The organism is Streptomyces sp. NPDC058632, from assembly GCF_042717095.1.
GTDB lineage: Bacteria > Actinomycetota > Actinomycetes > Streptomycetales > Streptomycetaceae > Streptomyces.
This window is the reverse complement of record NZ_JBHXQZ010000053.1, coordinates 16,356-40,130: the sequence shown is the minus strand read 5'-3', so window position 1 is coordinate 40,130 and position 23,775 is coordinate 16,356. Positions and strand designations below refer to the sequence as shown.

Here is a 23,775-nt window from a genome sequence, read left to right as displayed (position 1 = left end):
TTCGGGCAGCGGGCATGCGGGCGGCGTCCACCATTCGTCCGCATTCCGCTGTTTGCGGCCGGTGGTCCCGTCTGATTACGGTCGCCGGACCGCTCACATCCCCGTATCCCATGTCGAGGACACATCTTCATGAAGCAGTCTGCCGCCAAGACCCTCGGTGTCGCCGCGCTCGGTGCCGCCTTCGCCGCCGCCGGTGCGGGTGCCGCCACCGCGGCCCCGGCCGTCCCGGACGCCCTTCCCGTGCTGGACACCGCCACCCAGGCCCTCCCGGCCGAGAACCTCTCCGCGCTGCCCAGTACGGAGCAGGCGGTGGAGGCCGGCCGGCAGGTGGCCGGCACGGGCACGACGGCCGCGCAGCCGGTCGTCGAGCAGCGGCTCGCCGACGGCCCGACGCAGCCGGTCGCCGGTCTGCTCGGCGGCCTGCCGCTGCAGGGCTCCGTCAACGGCTTCCCCGTCGGCTGACGTCCACAGGAACACCCCGCACAGGGCCTGTCCCCGGCGGACCCGTGACCGATGGGGCGCCCCGGACCCGGGGCGCCCCATCGGCGTGCTCACGGGGAGGGCGGCGCGGAGGACGCGGTCCTCACCAGGCGCTCGTCTTGACCTTGTCCTGGGACGGGAACAGGATCCACAGCGCTATGTAGAGCAGGAACTGCGGGCCGGGGAGCAGGCACGAGGCCACGAAAACGACCCGCATCGTGGTCGCGGAGGTGCCGAAGCGGCGGGCCAGCGCGGCGCACACGCCGCCGATCACGCGGTTGTCGGTGGGGCGGGCGAGGCGGGACATCGTGAACTCCTTCGTGGTCGTGCTGCCGAGTGGCCCGCGGGCGCCGGGGGCCCGAAAACGGCTCCGGGTCCGACACCGGGCCTGGGCCCGGTCCCGAGTCCGGAGCGGCTCCGGCCGGCTTCCGCGGGGCTCCTTCCATGCCCTCCACGTTACGGAGACGAAGGGGGCAAAGCATCACTCCACGGGGCGATCCCGACCCTGGTAATCGTCGGGGTCCGACCCTGAGCCGACTCCTCCCGGCGGTCCCTCGCCCCGGCCCGGCGCAGGTCCCGGCGGCGCAGCCGGGCACGTCCCGCCGGCACCAGGGCGGCATGCGCGAGAGCCGCGCCCAGGGTGTTCAGCATCAGCGCGTCGACGTCCACGACCCGGCCCGGCACCCCGGTCTGCAGCATCTCGATGCCCAGCGACAGCAGTGCCGCAGCGGTCATGGTGCGGATCAGTGAACCCACCGGTGAGACGGTCAGCCTGCCCCCCGTCATCGGCAGCAGCACACCGAGCGGCGCGAACAGCGCCAGTCCCTCGGCGACCCGGCGGACCCCCGCCGCCCAGCCCAGCGCGAAATCCGCCCGGATGCCGTCGAAGGGGCGCAGGTTGGCGGGCGTCACCCAGGGGACCTGCAGAGGGCGCAGCGTGCACCAGGCGACGAACACGAGATACCCGGCCAGGAGGAGACCTCCTGTCACACGGATACGGAACGCGGCGGTGCCGCCGACGGGGCCTTGACGCTGCACGAACCCCTAGACGCGGCCCCCGGCAGGATCGGTTCCGCGCAGGCCCCCGTCAGTCGGGTGAGGCGTGCGCCACAGCGCGGTGCACCGTCCGCGTCCGGCGTCACCCGTCGGTGGCCGCCGTGGACGGGGGTTCCGTGCCGCCGGGACGGGCCCGGACCTCGTCGGTGCACCGGTAGCGGCGCGGCCGCTCGTCGTCCCGGCCGCCCAGGATCACCGAGCCGTCGCCCTCGGCCGCCGCCGAGTCGGAGAACGTGCAGACGATCTGCGCGAGCGCGTAGGACGTCAGGCTTCCCGGCGGGGTGCTCAGACGCAGTGTGTCCCCCGGATCGCCGGGCCGCGGACCGCTCACGGTCATCCCGCCCCGTACGTTCGTGGTGTACCCGGCCTCCTTCTCGCCGGGTGCCGGCGGCGCGGAGAGCTGGTCCAGCAGCCCCTGCGCCACTTGGGCGCGCCACTGCCCGGAGTCCGCCGCACCCTCGGGCACCCGTACCGTCCGGTCGACGGCCACCAGGGACGAGCCGCAGAGCAGGAACACCTGCGCCGGCAGGCCCTGCGCGGGCGATGAGGACCCGCCCGCCTCGGCCTGCGAACAGCGCACCCGGGAGGGCGCCGGACCGAAGTCGGTCGGCACCTCGGTGGCCCGGATCCCGCACCCGGCGAGCAGCACACCGAGCGCGGTGACGGCGAGCAGCCCGGGGAGGCGGCGTACGCGCACCGGGTTCACGTTCATCGGGCTCACGTTCATCGGACGTACGGTCATCACGCGTCCCCCTCGGCGCTCTCACGCCGGGTGCCGCCCCTGCCGCCGCAGGCCTTCCCGGAGGCGCCGCCCGTGCTCGCCCGCGCGTCCCCGGCGTCCTGCTCCGTCAGCGCGGAGACGTCGCGCGGCAGCCGCAGCGTGAACACCGCGCCGCCCCCGGGGGCGTTGGCCGCGGTGATCTCGCCGCCGTGGGCATGGGCGTTCTCCATCGCGATGGACAGACCGAGCCCGCTGCCCTCGGAACGCGGCCGGGAGGCGCTGGCCTTGTAGAAGCGGTCGAAGACATGCGGCAGGACGTCCTCGGGAATGCCCGGCCCCTGGTCCCGCACCTCGATGACCATCGTGCCTCCGTCCTCGGTGCCGGTCCCGGAATCCGCCTCGTCGGCCGTTCCCGTGCCGTCGACAGCGTCTGCGCCGCCTGCCCCCGCGACATCGGTGCCGCCCGAGCGGTCACCTCCGCTTCCGCTCCCGTCCGCGCGCTCCTCCCGCACCGACACCCGTACCGGCGAGCCGCCGTGCTTGAGGGCGTTGCCGATGAGGTTGGCGAGGATCACGTCCAGCCGGCGCGGGTCGATCCGGGCGTGGATGCCGCGCTCCGCGTCCAGTTCGACCGCGTCCAGCCAGGCACGGGCGTCGATGCAGGCGGTGATCTGGTCGGCGATGTCGACGTCGTCGAGGACGAGGCGGGCGGTGCCCGCGTCGAAGCGGGTGACCTCCATCAGGTTCTCGACCAGGTCGTTGAGCCGCCGCGTCTCACTGACCACGAGCCGTACGGCGGGCTCGATCATCGGGTCGATTCCGCCGCCCTCGAACTCCAGCTCCTCCTCGAGGACTTCCGTCACCGCCGTGATCGCGGTCAGCGGGGTGCGCAGCTCGTGGCTCATGTCCGCGACGAACCGCCGGGACGCGTCGTCCCGGGCGGCCATGTCGGCCACCCGTTTCTCCAGCGCCTCGGCCGCCTTGTTGAACGTCCGCGACAGGTCGGCCAGCTCGTCCGTGCCCGACACCCGCAGCCGGGTGTCCAGCCTGCCCTCGCCGAGCCGCCGGGCGGCCACCCCGAGCCGCTGCACCGGCTTCAGCACGGTCGTCGCCAGGGCCTGCGCCAGCAGCGCGGAGCCGATCAGCGCGAGCCCGGTGGCGATCCCCAGCGACCAGGCGAGCGAGTTGAGGTCCTTGGCCTCCGGCTCCAGCGACTTGAGCATGTAACCGGTCGGCCCGCCGCCGATCGTCCGGGTGCCCGCCACCAGATAGGGGGTGCCGCCTTCGGTGATCCGCTGCCAGTACAGGTGGTACGCGTACTTGTTGGTCGAGGTGACCTTCTGCCGCTCGTTCACCGCCTCGCGCAGCGAGACCGGCACGTCCTGCACCGAGAAGCCGCTCAGACCGCCCGAACTGCCGTACACGGTGCGGCCCTGGGGGTTCTCGGCGATCAGCAGTACCGAGAACCGCTGGCTGCTGTTGGCCATCTGGCCCGCCGTGTGCTGCAGTTCGTCCTGCGTCGGATGCCCGGGCAGCGCACCCGCCCGGTTCTGCATCTCCTGCTCGAAGTCGCCCAGGACCGCGTCCTGGGCGCGGGTGAGCACCGCCTCGCGGTTGAGCCAGTACGCGATGCCCGACGCGGACACCGCGGCGGTGAGCGCGACCAGCCCGAACACGACGACGAGCCGCAGCCGCAGGCTGGTGAACCGCAGCCGTGACCAGACGCCCCTGCGCGCGGCGGACCAGCCGCGGGGCCCGCCGTGGTGTTCCTGGTGCTCTTGGTGCCCTTGTTGCTCGTGTGTCACTGAGGCGGATCCAGCCGGTAGCCGACACCCCGCACCGTACGGATCAGCGTCGGGGACGACGGTACGTCCTCGATCTTGGCGCGCAGCCGCTGGACGCAGGCGTCCACGAGGCGCGAGTCGCCCAGGTAGTCGTGTTCCCACACCAGCCGCAGCAGCTGCTGGCGGGACAGCGCCTGGCCCGGACGACGGCTCAGTTCGAGCAGCAGACGCAGCTCGGTCGGCGTCAGCTGGAGGTCCTCACCGTTCTTCGTCACGGTCATCGCCGAGCGGTCGATGACCAGGCTGCCGAAGCTCGCCGAGTCGGTGGACTCCCGTTCGCCGCGGCGCAGCACCGCCCGGATCCGGGCGTCCAGCACCCTGCCCTGCACGGGTTTGACCACGTAGTCGTCGGCACCGGACTCCAGACCGACCACGACGTCGATGTCGTCGTTGCGCGCGGTCAGCAGGATGATCGGCAACTGGTCGGTGCGCCGGATGCGCCGGCACACCTCGAATCCGTCGATGCCGGGCAGGTTCACGTCCAGCACGATCAGATCCGGCCGCTGTTCGCGCAGCAGTTTCAGACCGTCCTCACCACTGGCAGCGGTCGCCACGCGATGACCCTGGCGCGTCAGTGAGAGCTCCAGGGCCGTGCGGATGGCGTCGTCGTCCTCGATCAGCAACAGGGAAGGCACAGGCTCATTCTGGCCCATGGAGGGCTCCCGGTTCGACCCGTGGGGGCAGATGCCCGTTGGGACCGCATAAAGGCGGCTACGTGCACCGACACCTGTGCGGAAGGTGTGTGCGACGACGGCTCCGGGCCGCGGCCGGCCCCTGTGACAGGTCTGTGACAGTCGGCGGACACGGCGATGAAGTCACCCGGGCAAGCTTTTCGTCATCAGCAGGACAGCAAGGCGAACACACCGGAAGTCCACGACGGGGGGCGCGAGATGAACACGCTGCACGGCATCAGCAACAGCGCGGTTGTCACGCGTCTGCACGACGTGCACCGGGGTGGCGAGAAGACCGGTGCCGCGACCAAACGGGGGTGCGGTCGCGGCATCGGGCGTCACACCGGCTTCATGACGGTGATCGACGCGCCCACGGGGGGCACGGGGAACACGGGGGAAACGCACGGGGGAAGCGGGTACGGGGAGGGGACGGGGGAGCGCCGTTCCCTGTCGGAGGTGGAGTTCACCACCTACGTCCAGGAGCGACGCGCCTCCCTGTACGCGACCGCCTACCACCTGACCGGCGACCGCTTCGAGGCCGAGGACCTGCTGCAGAGCGCGCTGTTCTCGACCTACCGGGCGTGGGACCGGATCAGTGACAAGGCCGCGGTCGGCGGATACCTCCGCCGCACCATGACCAACCTGCACATCAGCGCGTGGCGCCGCCGCAAGCTGAACGAGTACCCGACCGAGGAACTGCCGGAGACGGTGGGCGACACGGACGCGATGCGCGGCACCGAGCTGCGCGCGGTCCTCTGGCAGGCGCTGGCGCGGCTGCCGGAGCTCCAGCGCACCATGCTGGTCCTGCGCTACTACGAGGGCCGCACGGACCCGGAGATCGCGGACATCCTCGGCATCAGTGTCGGCACGGTGAAGTCGAGCATCTGGCGGTCGCTCCGCCGGCTGCGCGACGACGAGGTCCTGAGCTTCGGCCGTGACGAGGAGGACGCCTTCGGCGAACTGGTCGCCTGAAGGTACGGGGGGAAGCACGGGGGCACGGGGAAAACGGGGAACCGAGGGGATCGGGGGATCTCAGGGGGACCGAGGGAAACCGGGGGGAGCAGGTAACGGGGGACGCGGGGACGTCGGGGGACGTCACCGCGGAGCGGGGGAGCCACAAGGAAGCGGGACTGGAGGGCCGGGGGGCCTTCCGGTCCCGCTTCTGTGCGTGCGGAGGTCCGCGTCACCACGTAGGACACGGTCTTAACGCTCCGGACGTGATGGTGGAACGGATCGGCCCTCTCCCATGCGCAGGATCAAGGTGACCTCGTCCTCCGAGCGGGTTCCGGGAGTCAGGACTTCCTGCAAGAGGAGGCCGCGAATCGCGGCAATGGTGACGGTGGCCACATCCCGCGCTTCCTTCGTGTCGAGCCCTTCGCGTTCCGCGAGTGAGGACAGCGTCACGGTCAGGTCGCCGATCGACTCTACGAACTCACGGAAGTCCTCGGGGCCGTACGCGGCCAGTCCGACGACGTAGAAGAAGCCGCGGGCACGCGACAGCTGCTCTGGCCGGGTGTAAGTACGCCAGATCGCCACAACGAAATCGTCGAAGGTGCCCTGCTGGGCGGCCTCCAAGAGTGCCTCGTTGTCACGGGACCGCTGCGCCTTGAGCATGGCGGCCAAGACGCCCGAGAGTGACCCGAAGTGGTATCGCAACAGGGCGTGGCTGGTCTCGATCCGGGCGGCGATCTCACGGAGCGACATCTCCGGCGGGGGAAGGGCCTCGCCGAAGGCGTCGAGAAGCCGTGCCAGGAGTCGCTCGCGCGCGCTGCCCTTGCGTTCCGAGGTTGACAGGATCACTCCCACAGTTTATCCATTGGAAAAGAAGGATTGGCGGTTCCGTGTTGCTTCGCACATGGTCGCAGTCAGCTCGCAACGGCGGAGGATCGACCATGGGACCTGCTCGTGTAGTCGGCGCGGCGGTCATCGACGGATCGGGGCGCGATCCCAGCAACCTCGACATCACTGTCGAGAACGGCCGCATCACCCGACTCGGTGCCTCCGGCGCGCCCGGTGAGCGTCTCGATGCCGAGGGATTGACGATGACGCCCGGCCTGATCGACGCTCACGTCCACCTGGGCCTGTCGAGCCCGATCCAGCCGCACTTCTCGTTTCGGATAAGCGCCGCCGAGATCGCGGCGGACATCTTCGCCACGGCCGGCGCGACGCTCGACGCCGGCTTCACCACCGTTCGCGACACCGGCGGGATCGACGGCGGTGTCGTCACCGCGATCGAGAAGGGCAAGGTCAGAGGGCCGCGCGTCCTGTCGTGCGGACCTGTTCAGTGCCAGATCGGCGGGCACGGCTACTACGGAGCCGAATGGGAACCCACCGAGCTGTGGAGCAGCCACCACATCGCGGGCCTGTGCGCCCTCTCCACGATGGCGGGCAACGCGGACGAGCTGCGACACAACGTCCGCGAAGCCTTCCGTCGCGGAGCCTCCTTCCTGAAGCTCTGCGTGACCGGCGGAGTGGTGGGCGCACATGATCGACTGACCGACACCCAGTTCACCGTCGAAGAGATCGCTGTTGCAGTTCAAGAAGCTGCGGCACGGAACACCTATGTGACAGTTCACGCCCACAACAACGAGGGCATACGAAACGCGGTCGAGGCCGGGGTGCGCTGTGTCGAGCACGGCACCAGCCTCGACGAATCCACAGCGACCCTGATGGCCGCTCGCGAGGTTGCCCTCGTGCCCACGTTCGCTGTCGTCGAGCAACTGCTGCACGACACCGCCGGAGCCGGTCTCGCCGAGTCGACCCGCGACCGAGCCAAGGGCGCACGCGAGCAGATGACGAAGGCGCTCGCTGTCGCCAAGCACGCAGGAGTACGGATCGGGCTGGGTTCCGATCTCATCGGTCCGGCCCAGGACCGTCGCGGCAGAGAACTCAGCCTGCGCGCAGCCCCCGAGACGCCGATGGAAGCGCTCGTGGCGGCGACCCAGACCAACGCCGAGATCCTCGGCCTGTCCGGCCAGGTGGGTGTCATCACTCCCGGCGCGCAGGCAGACCTCGTTCTTTGGAACGGCAACCCGCTCGAAGACCCAGAACTGTTCTCCGACCCCACCAACGCCGTCCTCGTAATCCAGGCTGGCCAAATCGTAAAGGACCTCAGATGAGCACCATGTGGCAGGGCTGCCTCGCCCACACCGACTACTTCGAGATGCGCTCCAGCGGTGGGCACGACTACGGCGTCTGGGTCACCACGCCACCGCGCTACGACCCTGCCGCGGCGCAAGCGCCTGTCGTGTACGTGCTCGACGGCAACTGGGCCGTGGGCATGACCGCCCCACTCATCGTCACGCAACTGGACCCCATGCAGTCGATTCAGCCCTACGTCCAAGTCAGCGTGGGTTACGCAGGCGAGGAAGCAGAGCACTGGGAGCGGTTGCGCAACCGCGACCTCGTGCCCCCCGGCGAACCCATCGCGAAGGAGTACATCGATGCGGTGGAGATGGGGGTCGAAGCGGGCACGATGACTCGCGAGCAAGCCGACGCCTACCTCGCTGAATTGAGCGACAGTCGCGGGGATATGTTCCTGAACTTCCTCACCGACGACCTGCACCCGCGGATCGAACGCGACTACGGCACAGCCCCGAGCGGTCACGGCCTCTTCGGCTATTCCTACGGCGGACTCTTCAGTCTCTACGCCTGGCTCACCAATAGCACCTTCTTCGAGAGCATCGGCGCGGGCAGCCCCGGCATTGTCAATGCGGACAGTCAGGTCTTCGCTCGTCTTCAAGCAATGGGTGACACCCTGCCTGCCACCAAGCTTCACGTGACCTTCAACGACCGAGAGATCCTCGGAGACGTGGCGGTCTACCAGAATCTCGCGAAGAACGCGGCCACGTTCCTTCACCGCCTCACCTCACGCAGCGGATCCGTCACCAGCGCACTCATGCACGAAACGCACGTGACTGGGCTGCAGGCATCGTTCCTCAGCTACCTCAGGACCTGCCGTGCCCGGTAAGCGGCCATCTCATGTGGCGAATCTGCGGTAGCAGATGAGAGCGCGGGCGATGCTGGTGAAGGCGAGGAAGTGTTCGGCCATGCGTTCGTAGCGGCGGTGGAGTCGGCGGCATCCCGCGAGCCAGGCCATGGTGCGTTCGATGGTCCAGCGATGTCGGCCGAGGCGCTGTGAGGTCTCGATGCCTTTGCGGGCGATACGGTGTCGGATGCCTCGGCCGGAGAGCCATTGCCGCAGGTGGCGGTAGTCGTAGCCCTTGTCGGCGTGGAGCTTGCCGGGCTTGCGGCGGGGAGGTCCTCGGCGGGATCGAATCGAAGGCATGCCCTTCACCAGCGGGATCAGGGCCTGGCTGTCGTGAACGTTGGCGCCGGATATCCCGACGGAGACGGGCAGACCGGTCCGCTCGGTGATCAGAAGGATCCTCGACCCGTGCTTGTCCCGGTCCACAGGATTCGGGCCTGTCAGGTCCCCCTTCTCCGGGCCCGCATGTTCACCGAGTCGATCGCGCACCTCGACCAGTCCAGGTCGCCGCGGGAGCCGAGTTCGTCGAGGACCAGGCGGTGGAGCTTGGCCCACACCCTGGCTTTCGACCACTCGGCGAACCGGCGGTGAGCCGGCGCACCGGAAGGTCCGAACGACGCGGCGGGAAGCTGCTGCCACGTGCATCCGGAAGTCGCTACGAACACGATCGCGGCCAGCACCTCCCGATCGCCATGCCGACGCCGATCACCGCCCTGTGGTCGCGAAGGCGCCTCGGGCACCACCCGCTGGAACAGTTCCCGCAACTCATCCGGCACCAGCCGCTGCACGATCGGAACCACGACCGGACAGCTAGCGATCCAAATGAGATGACGTCCAAGCGGACTGTGCGGGCGTGCGCGCCGCACTCGTACCGGCCCCGGCCCGTCCGCTGCCGCCCCGCGCGGCCGCGAGGCGGGCCAGTGCCTCGTCGCGGTCGCAGGCGTGGGCGCCGAGCGCGGTCTGGCGGCCGACGATCGACCGCTCCAGCCGCATCAGCCGCCAGCCGCGGCGCAGCAGGAACGGCACGGACTTGCGGCCCTCCCTGAGGTCCCGCAGGAACCGACGGCGGAAGGTCTTCACCGGACCCCGGCTCAGGCACAACGCGTCGGCCAGGAGGCCCAGTTCGCCGCAGCGCGTGACGATCTCCGCGGCGAAGATGCCCTCCGCGATGAACAGCGGGGCCGCGCCGAAGTCCACGTGCGACGCACCCGTACGGGCGCTCAGGCCGATGTCGTAGACGGGCACATCCGTACGGCCCGTACGGCACAGCCGGTCGATCGCGGCGACGGCGGCGTCCGCGTCCCAGGAGCCGGGGTGGTCCCAGTCGATGTCGGAACTGCCCGTCACGAGGGGCAGCGACGGGTCGTCGCCCTCCCTGTAGAAGTCGTCGAGGCGCAGCACCGGCAGGCCGGAGCGGGCCGAGAGGAGGGACTTGCCGGAGCCGGAGGGGCCGCAGAGCAGCACGACACGCGCGGAGAAGGGCGACTGGGAACTCACGGGACACCAGTCTGGCGCATCGAGCGGGCGTTGCACGACCGTGCGGGTCCGCTTTGAGGCGCGCACCACACGTCCACTACGCTGCGCGTCGGTCCGGTCACTCAGCGGGAGTGGCCGGTGGAGGCAAGAGGTGGCAGCAGTGATGGCCCGACACGCAGCACCCAAGAAGCCGGCCGCCCGGCGCGCCCTGACCGCCCTGGCGGCCGCGGGAGTCGCCCTGGGAGCGGGCGCGGCGACGGCGGCAGCGGCGGACTCGGAGGCGGCCCAGGGCCCGCGCACCACGCGTCCCGCGTCGCTCGGCGCCGTCGACCCGCAGGCCGGTGCGCAGCCCCTGGCCGGCACGGTCGGCCATGTCGCGGGTCCGGTCTCCGGCCTGAAGCCCAACCCGCTGGCCGGTACGGGCGTCGACCCGCTCGACAACGGCGTCGGCACCCAGGTCGCCGACTTCAGGCCGGTGTCCTCCCGGGACCTGACCGGCCCGGTGGCCCAGGCGGAGTCGGTCGACGCCCTTCCGGCCGCCGGGCGGGCGACGGGTCTGCTGGGCGCCTGATCCCCGGCCCGTCCGCCGGGCGTGCGGAGAGCCGCGCCCCCTCCCGGAAGGGACGCGGCTCTCCGGCCCGCGGTGGCTCCTCGGTCAGTAGGCGGAGCCCGAGGCGCCCAGGGAGCCCGTCGGGTGCCAGACCGTCTTGGTCTCCAGGAACGCCGTCATGCGGTCGGTTCCGGGCGTCGCCGACCAGTCGTCCACAGGCTGTGGACGCAGGACGCGCTTGAGGTTGTCGGCCGCGGCGATCTCCAGTTCCTTCGCGAGCGCCTCGTCGGCGCCCGCGAGGTCGATCGCGTTGACGTCCTGGTGCGCGGCCAGTGGCGCGGCGATCTCCGCCGTACGGCCGGACAGGATGTTGACCACGCCGCCGGGCACGTCGGAGGTGGCCAGGACCTCGCCGAGCGAGAGCGCCGGGAGCGGGGCCTTCTCCGAGGCGATGACGACCGCGGTGTTGCCGGTCGCGATCACCGGGGCGAGAACCGAGACCAGGCCCAGGAAGGACGACTCCTGGGGCGCCAGGACCGTGACCACGCCGGTCGGCTCGGGGGAGGACAGGTTGAAGAACGGGCCCGCGACCGGGTTTCCGCCGCCGAAGACCTGGGCGATCTTGTCCGTCCAGCCCGCGTACCAGACCCAGCGGTCCACCGCCGCGTCCACCTGGGCCTCCGCCCGGTCCTTCGACAGGCCCTCCGCGTCGGCGACCTCCCACACGAACTGCTCCCTGCGGCCCTCCAGCATCTCCGCGACGCGGTAGAGGACCTGACCGCGGTTGTACGCCGTCGCCCCCGACCAGCCGCCGAACGCCTTGCGGGCGGCGACCACCGCGTCACGGGCGTCCTTGCGGGACGACAGCGGGGCGTTGGCGAGCCACGTGCCCTGTGAGTCCGTCACCTCGTACACCCGGCCGCTCTCCGAACGCGGGAACTTCCCGCCGACGTACAGCTTGTAGGTCTTGAAGACGCTCAGCCGCGGCTGCCCGACCGTCTCGGCCCTGCCTGCCTTCACGTTCTTGTCGGTCTTATCGGACATCGAGGTACGCCTCCAGGCCGTGGCGGCCGCCCTCGCGGCCGAATCCCGACTCCTTGTAGCCGCCGAACGGCGAGGTGGGATCGAACTTGTTGAACGTGTTGGACCAGACGACACCCGCGCGGAGCCTGTTCGCGACGGCCAGGATGCGGGAGCCCTTCTCCGTCCAGATGCCCGCGGACAGGCCGTACGGCGTGTTGTTGGCCTTGGCGACGGCCTCGTCCGGGGTCCGGAAGCTGAGCACCGACAGCACCGGGCCGAAGATCTCGTCCCGCGCGACCGTGTGTGCCTGGGTGACGCCGGTGAACAGCGTCGGCGCGAACCAGTAACCGTTCTCCGGGAGTTCGCAGGCGGGGGACCAGCGCTCGGCGCCCTCGGCCTCGCCCTGCTCGACGAGCGAGGTGATCCGCGCGAGCTGTTCCTCGGAGTTGATCGCGCCGATGTCGGTGTTCTTGTCCAGCGGGTCGCCCAGCCGCAGCGTGGAGAGCCTGCGCTTGAGGGAGTCCAGCAGCTCGTCCTGGATCGACTCCTGGACCAGCAGGCGGGAGCCCGCGCAGCAGACCTGGCCCTGGTTGAAGAAGATGCCGTTCACGATGCCCTCGACGGCCTGGTCGATCGGGGCGTCGTCGAAGACGATGTTGGCGCCCTTGCCGCCGAGTTCGAGCGTGAGCTTCTTGCGGCTGCCGGCGACGGTCCGCGCGATCTGCTTGCCGACCGCCGTGGAGCCGGTGAAGGCGACCTTGTTCACGTCGGGGTGGGCGACCAGCGCGGCGCCCGCGTCGCCGTATCCGGGAAGGATGTTGACGACACCCCGGGGCAGGCCCGCCTGACGGCAGACGTCCGCGAAGAACAGGGCGGAGAGGGGGGTGGTCTCGGCCGGCTTCAGGACGACCGTGTTGCCGGTCGCGAGCGCCGGGGCGATCTTCCACGCGAGCATCAGCAGCGGGAAGTTCCACGGGATGACCTGGCCGGCCACGCCCAGGGGGCGCGGGTCGGCCCCGTAGCCGGCGTGCTCGAGCTTGTCGGCCCAGCCCGCGTAGTAGAAGAAGTGCGCGGCGACCAGGGGCAGGTCGGCGTCCCGGGTCTCCCTGATCGGCTTGCCGTTGTCCAGCGTCTCCAGGACGGCCAGCTCGCGGCTGCGCTCCTGGATGATCCGGGCGATGCGGAACAGGTACTTCGCCCGCTCGGCGCCGGGCAGCGCCGACCAGGCCGCGAAGGCCTTCCCGGCCGCCTTCACCGCGCGGTCCACATCCGCCTCGCCGGCCTGCGCGACCTCGGAGAGGACCTCCTCGGTGGCGGGGCTGACGGTCTTGAAGACCCGCCCGTCGGCGGCCCCGGTGAACTCGCCGTCGATGAACAGGCCGTAGGACGGGGCGATGTCGACGACCGCGCGGGACTCCGGCGCCGGAGCGTACTCGAACGCGGACGAGCGGGCGGGGGCGGCCTGGGCGGTGGCCGCCCGGCCGGTGGTGGCCGGGCTGGTCCCGCCGGCCTCGGCGGCCTGCACGGCCGTGGTCCTGGTCTTCTTGGTCTTCTTGGTCATGGTGATCAGTCCACCGTCACGTAGTCGGGGCCGGAGTAGCGGCCGGTGGCCAGCTTCTGACGCTGCATCAGCAGGTCGTTCAGAAGCGAGGAGGCACCGAAGCGGAACCAGTGGTTGTCCAGCCAGTCCTCGCCGACGGTCTCGTTGACCAGGACGAGGAACTTGATCGCGTCCTTCGTGGTGCGGATGCCGCCGGCCGGCTTCACGCCGACCTGGACCCCGGTCTGCGCACGGAAGTCACGGACCGCCTCCAGCATCAGGAGCGTGTTCGCGGGCGTGGCGTTCACCGCCACCTTGCCGGTCGAGGTCTTGATGAAGTCCGCGCCGGCCAGCATGCCGAGCCAGCTCGCCCGGCGGATGTTGTCGTACGTCGACAGCTCACCCGTCTCGAAGATGACCTTCAGCCGGGCGCTCGCCCCGCAGGCCTCCTTCACGGCGGTGATCTCGTCGAACACCTTCCGGTAGTTCCCCGCGAGGAACGCGCCGCGGTCGATGACCATGTCGATCTCGTCGGCACCGGCGGCGACGGCCTCCCGGACGTCGGCCAGCTTGACGGCGAGCGGGGCACGGCCGGCCGGGAAGGCGGTGGCGACGGAGGCGACCTTGACCGTGGAGCCGGCGACGGCCTCCTTGGCCGTGGCCACCATGTCGGGGTAGACGCAGACCGCGGCCGTGGCGGGGGCCGTACGGTCGGAGGGGTCGGGGCGGACCGCCTTCGCGCCGAGCGCCCGGACCTTGCCCGGGGTGTCCGCGCCTTCCAGCGTCGTCAGGTCGACCATCGAGATGGCGAGGTCGATGGCGTACGCCTTCGCGGTCGTCTTGATCGAGCGGGTGCCGAGCGAGGCGGCACGCGCCTCCAGGCCGACCGCGTCGACGCCGGGCAGCCCGTGCAGGAAGCGGCGCAGCGTGCTGTCGGACGCGGTGACGTCGCTCAGCGCGGCGGGGGCACCGCCCCGCTCGGACGCCGGCGAGGGCTTGGGGGAGGAGGGTGCAGTGGAGGACATGGTCACCAGCCGAGCATATCTACGCGCGTAGCGGCTGTACAGCCCTCCGGCCCGTTCGGCGACAGGAGCGGGGCCCCGCCCGGCTTCCGCCCGCCCCCGCCCACCGCCTGCCGGTGCGGGTGCGGGCGTCGGGCAGAATCGGGGGCATGACGACCCCCGAGCCTCAGCCGTCCGACCGGGAGCCCGCCGAGCCTGCCCAGTCCACCGAGCCTGCCGACGGGACGAAGGACTCCGCCGAGTCCGCCGAGCCCTCGGCGGAACCGGAGTCCCCGGCGGCTTCGGAGCCCGCGCCCGCGGACTCTCCGGCTCCGACTCCGGCTGCGGCGGGCTCGGGAAGCGCGGACGGCTCGGCGGGCCCGGAGCCCGAGTACGCCGACCGGGTGTACCGGTCGACCTCGGGGTTCGTCGGCGGTGCGCTGATCCTCGGCCTCGCCTGCTGGCTCGCCCTCGACGCCGTGATCGTCGGCGAGGGCGACGCCCCGTGGCTCGCGCTCGCCGCGCTGCTGTTCCTCGTGCCCCTGGTGGCCGCCTACACCCTGGTCCCCGCGGTGTACGCCAACGAGGACCGGCTGCGCGTCCGCAACCCGTTCCGCACGATCGTGCTGCCCTGGGGGCGGGTCTCCTCGCTGCGCTCCGGCTACACCAACGAGGTCTTCTCCGACGACGGCACCAAGTACCAGCTGTGGGCCCTGCCCGTGTCGCTGCGGGCCCGCAAGAAGGCGGCGCGGCGGTACCCGCAGGCCTCGGACAGCGCGGTGCTGGGCCCCGAGGCCTCCCTCGGCGGAGGCGCGAACGCCGGGCCCCGGTACGTGGGCTCCGCCTCGGACCGGCCGGGCGGGGGCGAGCGGACGGGGACCGACGGCTCGATGGACGAGCTGCGCGAGCTGCACGAGAGGAACACGGGCGAGGCGCACGCCCAGGGTGAGGCGAGCGTGCGGTGGGCCTACGGGATCATCGCCCCGTCGCTGGCCGGCGCCGTGCTGCTGGCGGTCCTGCTGGGGCTCGGCTGAGGGACGGTACGACAGGAGGGGCTGCCGGACCGGCAGCCCCTCCTGTCCCTTTCCCGCGTGTGTTCCCGAGGCCGGTCGCTCAGATGCCGGCCGCCGCCTTCAGGTCCCGCTTGATCGCGGTCAGCAGGGCCGCCGCCTCGGTGCGGGCCGCGGGAAGGTCGCCCCGCGCGGTGACCGGGACGACGACCTCCAGGTAGCACTTCAGCTTGGGCTCCGTACCGCTCGGGCGGACGATGACGCGGGCGCCCCGGAGGGCGTAGCGCAGGCCGTCGGTGGGCGGCAGGGTGTCCGTGCCCCGGGTCAGGTCCTCGGCCTCGGTGACCGGCAGGCCGGCCAGTTCGGCCGGGGGGTTCTCGCGCAGCCGGCGCATCGCGTCCGCGATGAGGGACAGGTCCTCGACGCGGGCGGAGAGCTGGTCGGTGGCGTGCAGGCCGTGGGTCACGGCGAGGTCGTCGAGGAGGTCCGGGAGCGTACGGCCCTCCTCCTTCAGCTCGGAGGCCAGCTCGGCGAGGAGCAGGGCGGCCGTGATGCCGTCCTTGTCGCGTACGCCGTCCGGGTCGACGCAGTAGCCCAGCGCCTCCTCGTAGCCGTAGCGCAGGCCCTCGACCCTGGCGATCCACTTGAAGCCGGTCAGCGTCTCCTCGTGCGGCAGACCCGCCTGCTCCGCGATGCGGGCGAGGAGCGCCGACGAGACGATCGACTCGGCGAACGTGCCGCTCACCCCGCGGCGGACCAGGTGGGCGGCGAGCAGCGCCCCCACCTCGTCGCCGCGCAGCATGCGCCAGCCCCCGTCTGCGGCGGTGTCCTTGACGGCCGCGGCGCAACGGTCGGCGTCCGGGTCGTTGGCGATGACCAGGTCCGGCTCCGCCCCGCGGGCCGTCGCGAAGGCCAGGTCCATCGCGCCGGGCTCCTCCGGGTTGGGGAACGCGACGGTGGGGAAGTCCGGGTCGGGCTCGGCCTGCTCGGCGACCAGGACCGGCTCGGGGAAACCGGCCCGCGCGAAGGCGGCGAGCAGGACGTCCTTGCCGACGCCGTGCAGCGCCGTGTAGACCGTGCGGGCGGTCCGGGGGGAGTCCTTGGCCAGGACCGCGTCCGTGCGGGCGAGGTAGGCGTCCAGGACGGAGTCGTCCAGGGTCTCCCAGCCGGCGTCGGGACGGGGTACGCCGTCCAGGGACCCGACGGCCGCGATCTCGGCGGCGATCTCCGCGTCCGCCGGGGGGACGATCTGGGAGCCGTCGCCGAGGTACACCTTGTAGCCGTTGTCGCGGGGCGGGTTGTGGCTGGCGGTGACCTCGACCCCGGCGGCCGCGCCGAGGTGCCGTATGGCGAAGGCGAGCACCGGCGTGGGCAGGGGCCGGGGCAGGACGGCGGCCCGGAGGCCGGCGCCCGTCATGACGGCGGCGGTGTCGCGGGCGAAGTCCGCCGACTTGTGGCGGGCGTCGTAGCCGATCACGACGAGGCCGTCGGTGTGCCCGTGCCGCTTCAGGTACGCGGCGAGGCCGGCGGCGGCGCGGATGACGACGGCGCGGTTCATCCGCTGGGGGCCGGCACCCAGTTCGCCGCGGAGGCCCGCGGTGCCGAACTGGAGGGTGCCGCTGAAACGGGCGGTGAGTTCGGTGACGTCGTCGGCGTCGAGGAGTGCCGCGAGTTCCGCACGGGTCTCGGGATCGGGGTCCTCGGCGAGCCAGGTGCGGGCGCGAGTGGTCAGGTCGTCGTGCACGTGTCGGTCAGCCTCTCGAAGGGGTCGTTGCGTCGTCGTCCCGCCCCGTGAAGGGGGCCCGCGAAGAGGGCCCGGGGAGGGGGACCGGGAAGGGGACCGGCGCGGAGCCCGTGAAGAGGGCCCGTGCCGGTCTCCTGCGGAGGGTTCCCGGGAAGGGGCCTGCAGGTCCCGTGGAGGGGTTCCCCCTACAGGCGGCCCAGGACCTGGGTCAGGAGGGTGCCCATCCGGGTGGCCGAGTCGCGGCCCGCCTGGAGGACCTCCTCGTGGTTGAGGGGTTCACCGGTCATGCCGGCGGCGAGGTTGGTGACCAGGGAGATGCCGAGCACCTCCGCGCCCGCCTCCCGCGCCGCGATGGCCTCGAGCACCGTCGACATGCCCACCAGGTCCGCCCCGATCACCCGTGCCATGCGGATCTCCGCCGGGGTCTCGTAGTGCGGGCCGGGGAACTGGGCGTAGACGCCCTCCTCCAGGCTCGCGTCGACCTCCTTGCACAGCGCCCGCAGACGCGGCGAGTACAGGTCGGTGAGGTCGACGAAGTTGGCGCCGACGATGGGGGACGTGGCCGTGAGGTTGATGTGGTCGCTGATCAGGACCGGCTGGCCGGGGCGCATGCCCTCGCGCAGACCGCCGCAGCCGTTGGTCAGGACGACCGTCTTGGCGCCGGCGGCGACGGCGGTGCGGACGCCGTGCGCGACGGAGGCCACGCCGCGGCCCTCGTAGTAGTGGGTGCGGCCCAGGAAGACCAGGGCGCGCTTGGTGCCGAGGCGGTAGGACCGGACCGTGCCTCCGTGGCCCTCCACCGCGGGCGGCGGGAAACCGGGCAGCTCGGTGACCGGGAACTCGGCGTCGGGGGCGCCGAGGGCGTCCACGGCCGGTGCCCAGCCGGAGCCCATCACGAGGGCGACGTCGTGGGTCTCGGCGCCCGTGAGCTCGCGCAGGCGCGCGGCTGCCGCGCCGGCTGCGGTGTGGGGGTCGCCCTGGATGTCGTCCGGAAGAAGAGAAGCGTTCACGCGGATGAGAGTAGCCGGTGTTCGCCTACGCGCGTAGATGTCGAAGCTCACGGGCTCGCGATCGTTGTCTTGTCGTTTCCGACGAGAACGCGACCGGCTCCGGCGCGCAGCTTCGTACGAGCGGGTTCGTACGAGCGGGCGCGCGGCCGGAGTCAGCAGGGGCGCTTGCGCAGTTCCATCACGTAGTCGTGGGGCGCGCCCGCGGATTCCGCCGCGTCGGCGACCTCGCCCAGGTAGCGGGCCGAGGGCAGGCCGCCCTCGTAGGCGTCCAGGACGTACGTCCAGGCGGATTCCTCGCCCTCCAGGGTGTGCACGCGGACGCGGGTGCGCCGGTATATGTTCAGGCCCGTGCCCTCCCAGCGGTCGAGGGACTCCTCGTCCATGGGGGCGATGTCGTACAGCGCGACGAAGACCTGTGCGAAGTGGTCCTCGACGATGGTCGCGAGTGCGCCGTTCCCGTTCCCGCTTCCGCCTCCGCTCCCCTGCGCAAGGCCGGTCCCGGCCCCGGTCCCGGCCCCGGTCCCGTCCTCGGCGGGGAGGCCGCCGTCGGGGCCGCCCGACCAGGGCAGACCCCGGTTCCCGCCCCCGAAGGTCAGCCGCCACCCGTTCAGCCAGCCGGTGGCGCGCAGCGGCGAGTGCGGGGCGCGGCGGGACATCAGCCGCGCGTCGAGGTTGCCGGCGTAAGCGGCGTAGAGCGACATGGTGGAGAGCGTACGGCAGCCGCACCGCGGGCCACTCCGGCAACAGGTCCGGTAACAGCGGGGCCACGGCCGGACCCCCGGGGCGGTCGCACGGTGCGGGGTGCGGGAGAATGGAGTACGTGACTCGGATCGTGATCATCGGTGGCGGACCCGGCGGATACGAAGCGGCGCTGGTCGCCGCGCAGCTCGGCGCGGAGGTGACCGTCGTCGACAGCGACGGCCTGGGCGGCGCGTCGGTCCTCACCGACTGCGTGCCGTCGAAGACCCTGATCGCCACGGCCGAGGTGATGACCACCTTCGACTCCTCCTACGAGGAGCTGGGCATCATCGTCGCCGACGACACCCCGCACGTGGACCAGGCCGCCCGGGTCGTGGGCGTGGACTTGGGGAAGGTGAACCGCCGGGTGAAGCGGCTGGCCCTGGCCCAGTCGCACGACATCACGGCGTCCGTGACGCGGGCCGGCGCGCGGGTGCTGCGCGGCCGCGGGCGGCTCGAGGGCATGCAGGCCCTGGACGGCTCGCGCAAGGTCGTCGTCCGGGCCGCCGACGGGACCGAGGAGACGCTGGCCGCCGACGCGGTGCTCATCGCCACCGGCGGCAAGCCGCGTGAGCTGGCCGACGCGCTGCCGGACGGCGAGCGCATCCTGAACTGGACCCAGGTGTACGACCTGAACGAGCTCCCCGAGGAGCTCATCGTGGTCGGATCCGGTGTGACCGGCGCCGAGTTCGCCGGCGCGTACCAGGCGCTGGGCTCGAAGGTGACGCTCGTGTCGTCGCGCGACCGGGTGCTGCCGGGCGAGGACCCGGACGCCGCCGTGGTACTGGAGGACGTCTTCCGCCGACGCGGCATGAACGTCATGGCGCGCTCGCGCGCGCAGTCCGCCAAGCGGGTCGGGGACCGGGTGGAGGTGACCCTCGCGGACGGGCGGGTCATCACCGGGTCGCACTGCCTGATGGCCGTCGGCGCCGTCCCGAACTCCGCGGGCATGGGGCTCGAGGAGGCCGGGGTCAGGCTGCGCGAGTCGGGGCACATCTGGACCGACCGGGTCTCCCGCACCAGCGCCCCGGGCGTGTACGCGGCCGGTGACGTCACCGGGGTCTTCGCGCTGGCGTCGGTGGCGGCGATGCAGGGACGCATCGCCATGTACCACTTCCTGGGCGACGCGGTCGCTCCGCTGAACCTGAAGACCGTCTCGTCGAACGTGTTCACCGACCCCGAGATCGCCACGGTCGGCTACACCCAGGCCGACGTCGACGCGGGCAAGATCGACGCGCGGGTCGTGAAGCTGCCGCTGCTGCGCAACCCCCGCGCGAAGATGCAGGGCATCCGCGACGGATTCGTCAAGATCCTCTGCCGGCCGGGCACCGAGATCGTGGTGGGCGGCGTCGTGGTCGCGCCGCGCGCCTCGGAGCTGATCCACCCCATCTCGCTCGCGGTCGACAACAACCTGACGGTCGAGCAGATCGCGAACGCCTTCACCGTGTATCCCTCGCTGTCGGGATCGATCGCCGAGGTGGCACGGCAGTTGCACACGCGGAAGGTGCCCGGGGAAGCCTGACGGATCGAACCCGGCTGCCGGTCGACGCCCCGCGGATCCCGCCGACGTCCCACGGGCCTCCGTCAACTCTCCTTTGGTAACGGGGAGTTGTGGGATACGCGTGCGGCACGAGCGATGCAACCAGGCCGTCACTTGGCGCTTATACCACTTGACGGTCGGGTGCGCGAACAACTTCTGCTATTCAGCGCAAAGTGCTGAAAACAGACGGTCGCTGGAGTTACTGTCAGTTTCGTGTTCGCTGCAGAACGTCGCCAATTGATCCTCGAAATGGTGCGAGCGAACGGGGCCGTGTCGCTCCGTGAACTCGCCCGCGTCGTCCAGACCTCCGAAGTGACCGTACGGCGGGACGTGCGCGCGCTGGAGGCAGAAGGACTCCTCGACCGCCGGCACGGCGGTGCGGTACTGCCGGGTGGTTTCACGCGGGAGTCCGGCTTCCCGCAGAAGTCCCATCTCGCGACCGCCGAGAAGACCGCCATCGCCGACCTCGCCGCGAGTTTCGTGGAGGAGGGCGAGGCCGTCGTGGTCGGTGCGGGTACCACCACGCAGGAGCTGGCGCGCCGGCTGGCCCGGGTGTCCGGGCTGACCGTCGTCACCAACTCCCTGCTCGTGGCCCAGGCGCTGGCGCACGCCAACCGGGTCGAGGTCGTGATGACCGGCGGTACGCTGCGCGGTTCGAACTACGCCCTCGTCGGCAGCGGTGCCGAACAGTCCCTCCAGGGACTGCGGGTGTCCAGGGCGTTCCTCTCCGGGAGCGGGCTGACCGCAGAGCGCGGGCTGTCCACGTCCAACATGCTGTCGGCCTCCGTCGACCGGGCGCTGGTGCAGGCCGCCGCGGAGGTGGTGGTCCTCGCCGACCACGGCAAGCTCGGCATGGACACCATGTTCCAGACCGTGCCCACGGACCTCATCACCCGCCTGGTGACGGACGAGCCGCCCGCGCACGACGACCGCGCAGGCACCGAGTTGCAGGCACTCGCCGACCAGGGCGTCCAGATCGCCGTGGCCGGAGCGGCGGGAGGCATCGCGGGCCCGGGGGGTGACGGGGCCCCGGCACGGCAGCAGCAGCGCCGGGACATGCCGCTGCCGGGGCCCCGTCGGCAGGGGCCGGGGCTGCGGTCGGCGGCGGGTCTGGGGGCGGCCGAACAGGCCCAGAGCACGGAGCGGGCACGGGTCGCGGACCTGCGCAGGCGGTGAGCCGGTCCGTCCGGCGCGGATCCGCTGCTCGGCCCGTCCCTCCGGCACGGGCCGTCGTCCCGGCCGGTCCTGACCTGGGGACTGCTGTCCGCACCGAGCATGACAGGGGTGCCCCGGTCGCCCGACACGGGCCGTTGCGGCCGACGCCTGACGCGAGGTCCACCGCAGTACCGCCGACGGTGAGGCCGACGAGCGGTACGGCGGTCGGGGCGAGCCCGAGCGGGCCTGTCCTGCCGAAAGCAGGCCGGGACCGCTCGCCCCCTTCGTGGGGCCGGGCGGGCACCGGGGGCGGGCACCGGCGTATCGGCCGAGGACGGGGGCGAGCGGTGGACCGAGGCCGGTCCGCCGCTCGCCCCCGAATGTCGTACGGCCGGGCCGTCAGTCCTTGATCTCGCAGATGACCGCGCCGGACGTGACGGACGCGCCGACCTCCGCGCTCAGGCCCTTGACGGTGCCGGAGCGGTGGGCGTTGAGGGGCTGCTCCATCTTCATGGCCTCCAGGACGACGACGAGGTCGCCCTCCTTGACCTCCTGGCCCTCCTCCACCGCGATCTTCACGATGGTGCCCTGCATCGGGGAGGCGAGGGTGTCGCCCGAGGCCATGGGGCCGGACTTCTTCGCCGCCCGGCGCTTGGGCTTGGCCCCGGCCGCGAGGCCCGTGCGGGCCAGCGACATGCCGAGCGAGGCGGGCAGGGAGACCTCGAGGCGCTTGCCGCCGACCTCGACGACGACGGTCTCCCGGTCGGCCTCCTCGTCCGCCTCGGCGTCCGTGCCGGCGGTGAAGGGCTTGATCTCGTTGACGAACTCGGTCTCGATCCAGCGGGTGTGGACCGTGAACGGGTCTCCGGAGCCGGTGAGTTCGGGGGCGAACGCGGGATCCCTGACCACGGCGCGGTGGAACGGGACGGCGGTGGCCATGCCCTCGACCTGGAACTCGTCCAGGGCGCGGGCGGCCCGCTGGAGCGCTTCCTCGCGGGTGCGGCCGGTGACGATCAGCTTGGCCAGCAGGGAGTCCCAGGCCGGGCCGATGACCGAACCGGACTCGACGCCCGCGTCCAGGCGCACGCCCGGACCGGACGGCGGGGCGAACGCGGTGACGGTGCCGGGGGCGGGAAGGAAGCCGCGGCCCGGGTCCTCGCCGTTGATCCGGAACTCGAAGGAGTGACCGCGCAGCGGCGGGTCGTCGTAGCCGAGGACCTCGCCGTCGGCGATGCGGAACATCTCGCGCACCAGGTCGATGCCGGAGACCTCCTCGGTGACCGGGTGCTCCACCTGGAGACGGGTGTTGACCTCCAGGAAGGAGATCGTGCCGTCGAGGCCGACCAGGAACTCCACCGTGCCGGCGCCGACGTAGCCGGCCTCCTTCAGGATGGCCTTCGAGGACGAGTACAGCTCCGCGACCTGCTCGTCGGACAGGAACGGCGCCGGGGCCTCCTCGACCAGCTTCTGGTGGCGGCGCTGCAGCGAGCAGTCACGGGTGGAGACGACGACCACGTTGCCGTGCCGGTCGGCCAGGCACTGGGTCTCCACGTGCCGCGGCTTGTCCAGGTAGCGCTCGACGAAGCATTCGCCGCGGCCGAAGGCGGCCACCGCCTCGCGGACCGCGGAGTCGTACAGCTCCGGGACCTCTTCGAGGGTGCGGGCGACCTTCAGGCCGCGGCCGCCACCGCCGAACGCGGCCTTGATCGCGATCGGCAGGCCGTGCTCCTCGGCGAAGGCGACGACCTCGTCGGAGCCGGACACCGGGTCGGGCGTACCGGCCACCAGGGGGGCGCCGGCGCGCTGGGCGATGTGGCGGGCGGCGACCTTGTCGCCGAGGTCGCGGATGGCCTGCGGCGGCGGGCCGATCCAGACGAGCCCGGCGTCGAGGACCGCCTGGGCGAACTCGGCGTTCTCGGAGAGGAAGCCGTAGCCGGGGTGGATGGCGTCGGCACCCGACTCGCGGGCGGCCTTCAGGACTTTGCCGATGTCGAGGTAGCTGGTCGCGGGAGTGTCACCGCCCAGGGCGAACGCCTCGTCCGCGGCGCGGACATGCAGAGCGTCCCGGTCCGGGTCCGCGTAGACGGCCACGCTCGAGATACCGGCATCCCGACAGGCTCGGGCCACGCGGACAGCGATTTCGCCACGGTTGGCGATGAGCACCTTGCGCACGATTGAGGCTCCCTCCTTGAAACAAGCCGAGTTTAGGGACTGCCGACACGGCACTA

Annotated in this window: 23 protein-coding genes; 8 read left to right on the top strand and 15 right to left on the bottom strand. The window is 71.7% G+C overall.

Annotation, left to right across the window (positions count from 1 at the left end; translation table 11 throughout):
• The first annotated feature begins 129 nt into the window (after window positions 1-129).
• Window positions 130-462 (top strand): ATP-binding protein, encoded by a 333-nt coding sequence (locus ACFWVE_RS20970; RefSeq protein ID WP_384016058.1) that lies wholly within the window; start codon window positions 130-132, stop codon window positions 460-462.
• Window positions 463-583: 121 nt separating this feature from the next.
• Here the strand turns inward: ACFWVE_RS20970 and ACFWVE_RS20965 are convergent, their stop codons facing one another.
• From ACFWVE_RS20965 to afsQ1, 5 genes are all read right to left on the bottom strand, one after another.
• Window positions 584-787 (bottom strand): PspC domain-containing protein, encoded by a 204-nt coding sequence (locus ACFWVE_RS20965; RefSeq protein ID WP_384016056.1) that lies wholly within the window; start codon window positions 785-787, stop codon window positions 584-586.
• Between the two features lie 149 nt (window positions 788-936).
• Window positions 937-1,518: a VanZ family protein gene (locus tag ACFWVE_RS20960; RefSeq protein ID WP_384016054.1), complete on the bottom strand. Its 582-nt coding sequence runs from the start codon at window positions 1,516-1,518 to the stop codon at window positions 937-939.
• Between the two features lie 100 nt (window positions 1,519-1,618).
• Complete coding sequence (locus ACFWVE_RS20955) at window positions 1,619-2,248, bottom strand: hypothetical protein (RefSeq protein ID WP_384016090.1); 630 nt, start codon at window positions 2,246-2,248, stop codon at window positions 1,619-1,621.
• Window positions 2,249-2,277: 29 nt separating this feature from the next.
• Window positions 2,278-4,161 (bottom strand): ATP-binding protein, encoded by a 1,884-nt coding sequence (locus tag ACFWVE_RS20950; protein WP_384016088.1) that lies wholly within the window; start codon window positions 4,159-4,161, stop codon window positions 2,278-2,280.
• Window positions 4,059-4,736, bottom strand: a complete 678-nt coding sequence (afsQ1, locus tag ACFWVE_RS20945; RefSeq protein WP_384016052.1) for a two-component system response regulator AfsQ1 — start codon at window positions 4,734-4,736, stop codon at window positions 4,059-4,061. Before afsQ1 ends, ACFWVE_RS20950 begins: the two co-directional genes overlap by 103 nt.
• Window positions 4,737-4,991: 255 nt before the next feature.
• Between afsQ1 and ACFWVE_RS20940 the strand changes: the two genes are divergently transcribed.
• Window positions 4,992-5,744, top strand: coding sequence for a SigE family RNA polymerase sigma factor (locus ACFWVE_RS20940; RefSeq protein WP_384016051.1), 753 nt, complete (start codon window positions 4,992-4,994; stop codon window positions 5,742-5,744).
• 231 nt (window positions 5,745-5,975) lie between these two features.
• On the opposite strand, the gene ACFWVE_RS20935 is transcribed toward ACFWVE_RS20940, so the two are convergent.
• Window positions 5,976-6,578: a TetR/AcrR family transcriptional regulator gene (locus ACFWVE_RS20935; protein ID WP_384016049.1), complete on the bottom strand. Its 603-nt coding sequence runs from the start codon at window positions 6,576-6,578 to the stop codon at window positions 5,976-5,978.
• Window positions 6,579-6,664: 86 nt separating this feature from the next.
• On the opposite strand from ACFWVE_RS20935, the gene ACFWVE_RS20930 reads away from it, so the two are divergent.
• Entirely contained in the window at window positions 6,665-7,891 is a 1,227-nt protein-coding gene (locus ACFWVE_RS20930; protein WP_384016047.1) for an amidohydrolase family protein, read from the top strand.
• A complete protein-coding gene (locus ACFWVE_RS20925; RefSeq protein ID WP_384016045.1) occupies window positions 7,888-8,742 on the top strand; it encodes an alpha/beta hydrolase in 855 nt (284 codons plus the stop codon). Before ACFWVE_RS20930 ends, ACFWVE_RS20925 begins: the two co-directional genes overlap by 4 nt.
• 9 nt (window positions 8,743-8,751) lie before the next feature.
• Here the strand turns inward: ACFWVE_RS20925 and ACFWVE_RS20920 are convergent.
• Together ACFWVE_RS20920 and ACFWVE_RS20915 are read right to left on the bottom strand one after the other, a co-directional pair.
• Window positions 8,752-9,560, bottom strand: a protein-coding gene (locus tag ACFWVE_RS20920; RefSeq protein WP_384016043.1) for an IS5 family transposase whose coding sequence is annotated in 2 segments (ribosomal slippage) — window positions 8,752-9,213 and window positions 9,216-9,560 — 807 coding nt in all. Because the reading frame shifts where the segments join, the coding sequence is not laid out codon by codon here.
• A 10-nt stretch (window positions 9,561-9,570) separates the two neighbouring features.
• On the bottom strand, window positions 9,571-10,257 hold the full coding sequence (locus ACFWVE_RS20915; RefSeq protein ID WP_384016041.1) for a uridine kinase: 687 nt from the start codon (window positions 10,255-10,257) through the stop codon (window positions 9,571-9,573).
• Window positions 10,258-10,399: 142 nt separating this feature from the next.
• Here ACFWVE_RS20915 and ACFWVE_RS20910 point away from each other — a divergent pair, with 142 nt between their 5' ends.
• Window positions 10,400-10,807, top strand: coding sequence for a hypothetical protein (locus ACFWVE_RS20910; protein ID WP_384016039.1), 408 nt, complete (start codon window positions 10,400-10,402; stop codon window positions 10,805-10,807).
• A gap of 84 nt (window positions 10,808-10,891) precedes the next feature.
• Here the strand turns inward: ACFWVE_RS20910 and ACFWVE_RS20905 are convergent, their stop codons facing one another.
• Genes ACFWVE_RS20905 through deoC form a run of 3 tightly spaced genes read right to left on the bottom strand, consistent with a single transcriptional unit; the run spans window position 10,892 to window position 14,374 of the window.
• Window positions 10,892-11,830 (bottom strand): aldehyde dehydrogenase family protein, encoded by a 939-nt coding sequence (locus ACFWVE_RS20905; protein ID WP_384016035.1) that lies wholly within the window; start codon window positions 11,828-11,830, stop codon window positions 10,892-10,894.
• The gene (locus tag ACFWVE_RS20900; RefSeq protein ID WP_384016033.1) at window positions 11,820-13,370 is read right to left on the bottom strand and encodes an aldehyde dehydrogenase family protein; all 1,551 of its coding nucleotides are present in this window, start codon (window positions 13,368-13,370) and stop codon (window positions 11,820-11,822) included. The genes ACFWVE_RS20905 and ACFWVE_RS20900 overlap by 11 nt, the downstream gene beginning before the upstream one ends.
• Before the next feature lie 5 nt (window positions 13,371-13,375).
• Complete coding sequence (deoC, locus tag ACFWVE_RS20895) at window positions 13,376-14,374, bottom strand: deoxyribose-phosphate aldolase (protein ID WP_384016031.1); 999 nt, start codon at window positions 14,372-14,374, stop codon at window positions 13,376-13,378.
• Window positions 14,375-14,520: 146 nt separating this feature from the next.
• On the opposite strand from deoC, the gene ACFWVE_RS20890 reads away from it, so the two are divergent.
• Window positions 14,521-15,384 (top strand): PH domain-containing protein, encoded by an 864-nt coding sequence (locus ACFWVE_RS20890; RefSeq protein WP_384016029.1) that lies wholly within the window; start codon window positions 14,521-14,523, stop codon window positions 15,382-15,384.
• A gap of 79 nt (window positions 15,385-15,463) precedes the next feature.
• Here the strand turns inward: ACFWVE_RS20890 and ACFWVE_RS20885 are convergent, their stop codons facing one another.
• From ACFWVE_RS20885 to ACFWVE_RS20875, 3 genes are all read right to left on the bottom strand, one after another.
• The gene (locus ACFWVE_RS20885; protein ID WP_384016027.1) at window positions 15,464-17,104 is read right to left on the bottom strand and encodes a phospho-sugar mutase; all 1,641 of its coding nucleotides are present in this window, start codon (window positions 17,102-17,104) and stop codon (window positions 15,464-15,466) included.
• Between the two features lie 185 nt (window positions 17,105-17,289).
• Complete coding sequence (locus tag ACFWVE_RS20880; RefSeq protein ID WP_384016025.1) at window positions 17,290-18,114, bottom strand: purine-nucleoside phosphorylase; 825 nt, start codon at window positions 18,112-18,114, stop codon at window positions 17,290-17,292.
• A gap of 152 nt (window positions 18,115-18,266) precedes the next feature.
• Entirely contained in the window at window positions 18,267-18,815 is a 549-nt protein-coding gene (locus ACFWVE_RS20875; protein WP_384016023.1) for a gamma-glutamylcyclotransferase, read from the bottom strand.
• A gap of 110 nt (window positions 18,816-18,925) precedes the next feature.
• On the opposite strand from ACFWVE_RS20875, the gene ACFWVE_RS20870 reads away from it, so the two are divergent.
• Both ACFWVE_RS20870 and ACFWVE_RS20865 read left to right on the top strand, forming a co-directional pair.
• Entirely contained in the window at window positions 18,926-20,374 is a 1,449-nt protein-coding gene (locus tag ACFWVE_RS20870; RefSeq protein WP_384016021.1) for an NAD(P)H-quinone dehydrogenase, read from the top strand.
• Between the two features lie 231 nt (window positions 20,375-20,605).
• Window positions 20,606-21,568: a DeoR/GlpR family DNA-binding transcription regulator gene (locus tag ACFWVE_RS20865; RefSeq protein WP_384016019.1), complete on the top strand. Its 963-nt coding sequence runs from the start codon at window positions 20,606-20,608 to the stop codon at window positions 21,566-21,568.
• A 378-nt stretch (window positions 21,569-21,946) separates the two neighbouring features.
• Here the strand turns inward: ACFWVE_RS20865 and ACFWVE_RS20860 are convergent, their stop codons facing one another.
• Window positions 21,947-23,719, bottom strand: a complete 1,773-nt coding sequence (locus ACFWVE_RS20860; protein WP_384016017.1) for an acetyl/propionyl/methylcrotonyl-CoA carboxylase subunit alpha — start codon at window positions 23,717-23,719, stop codon at window positions 21,947-21,949.
• Window positions 23,720-23,775: the final 56 nt, after the last annotated feature.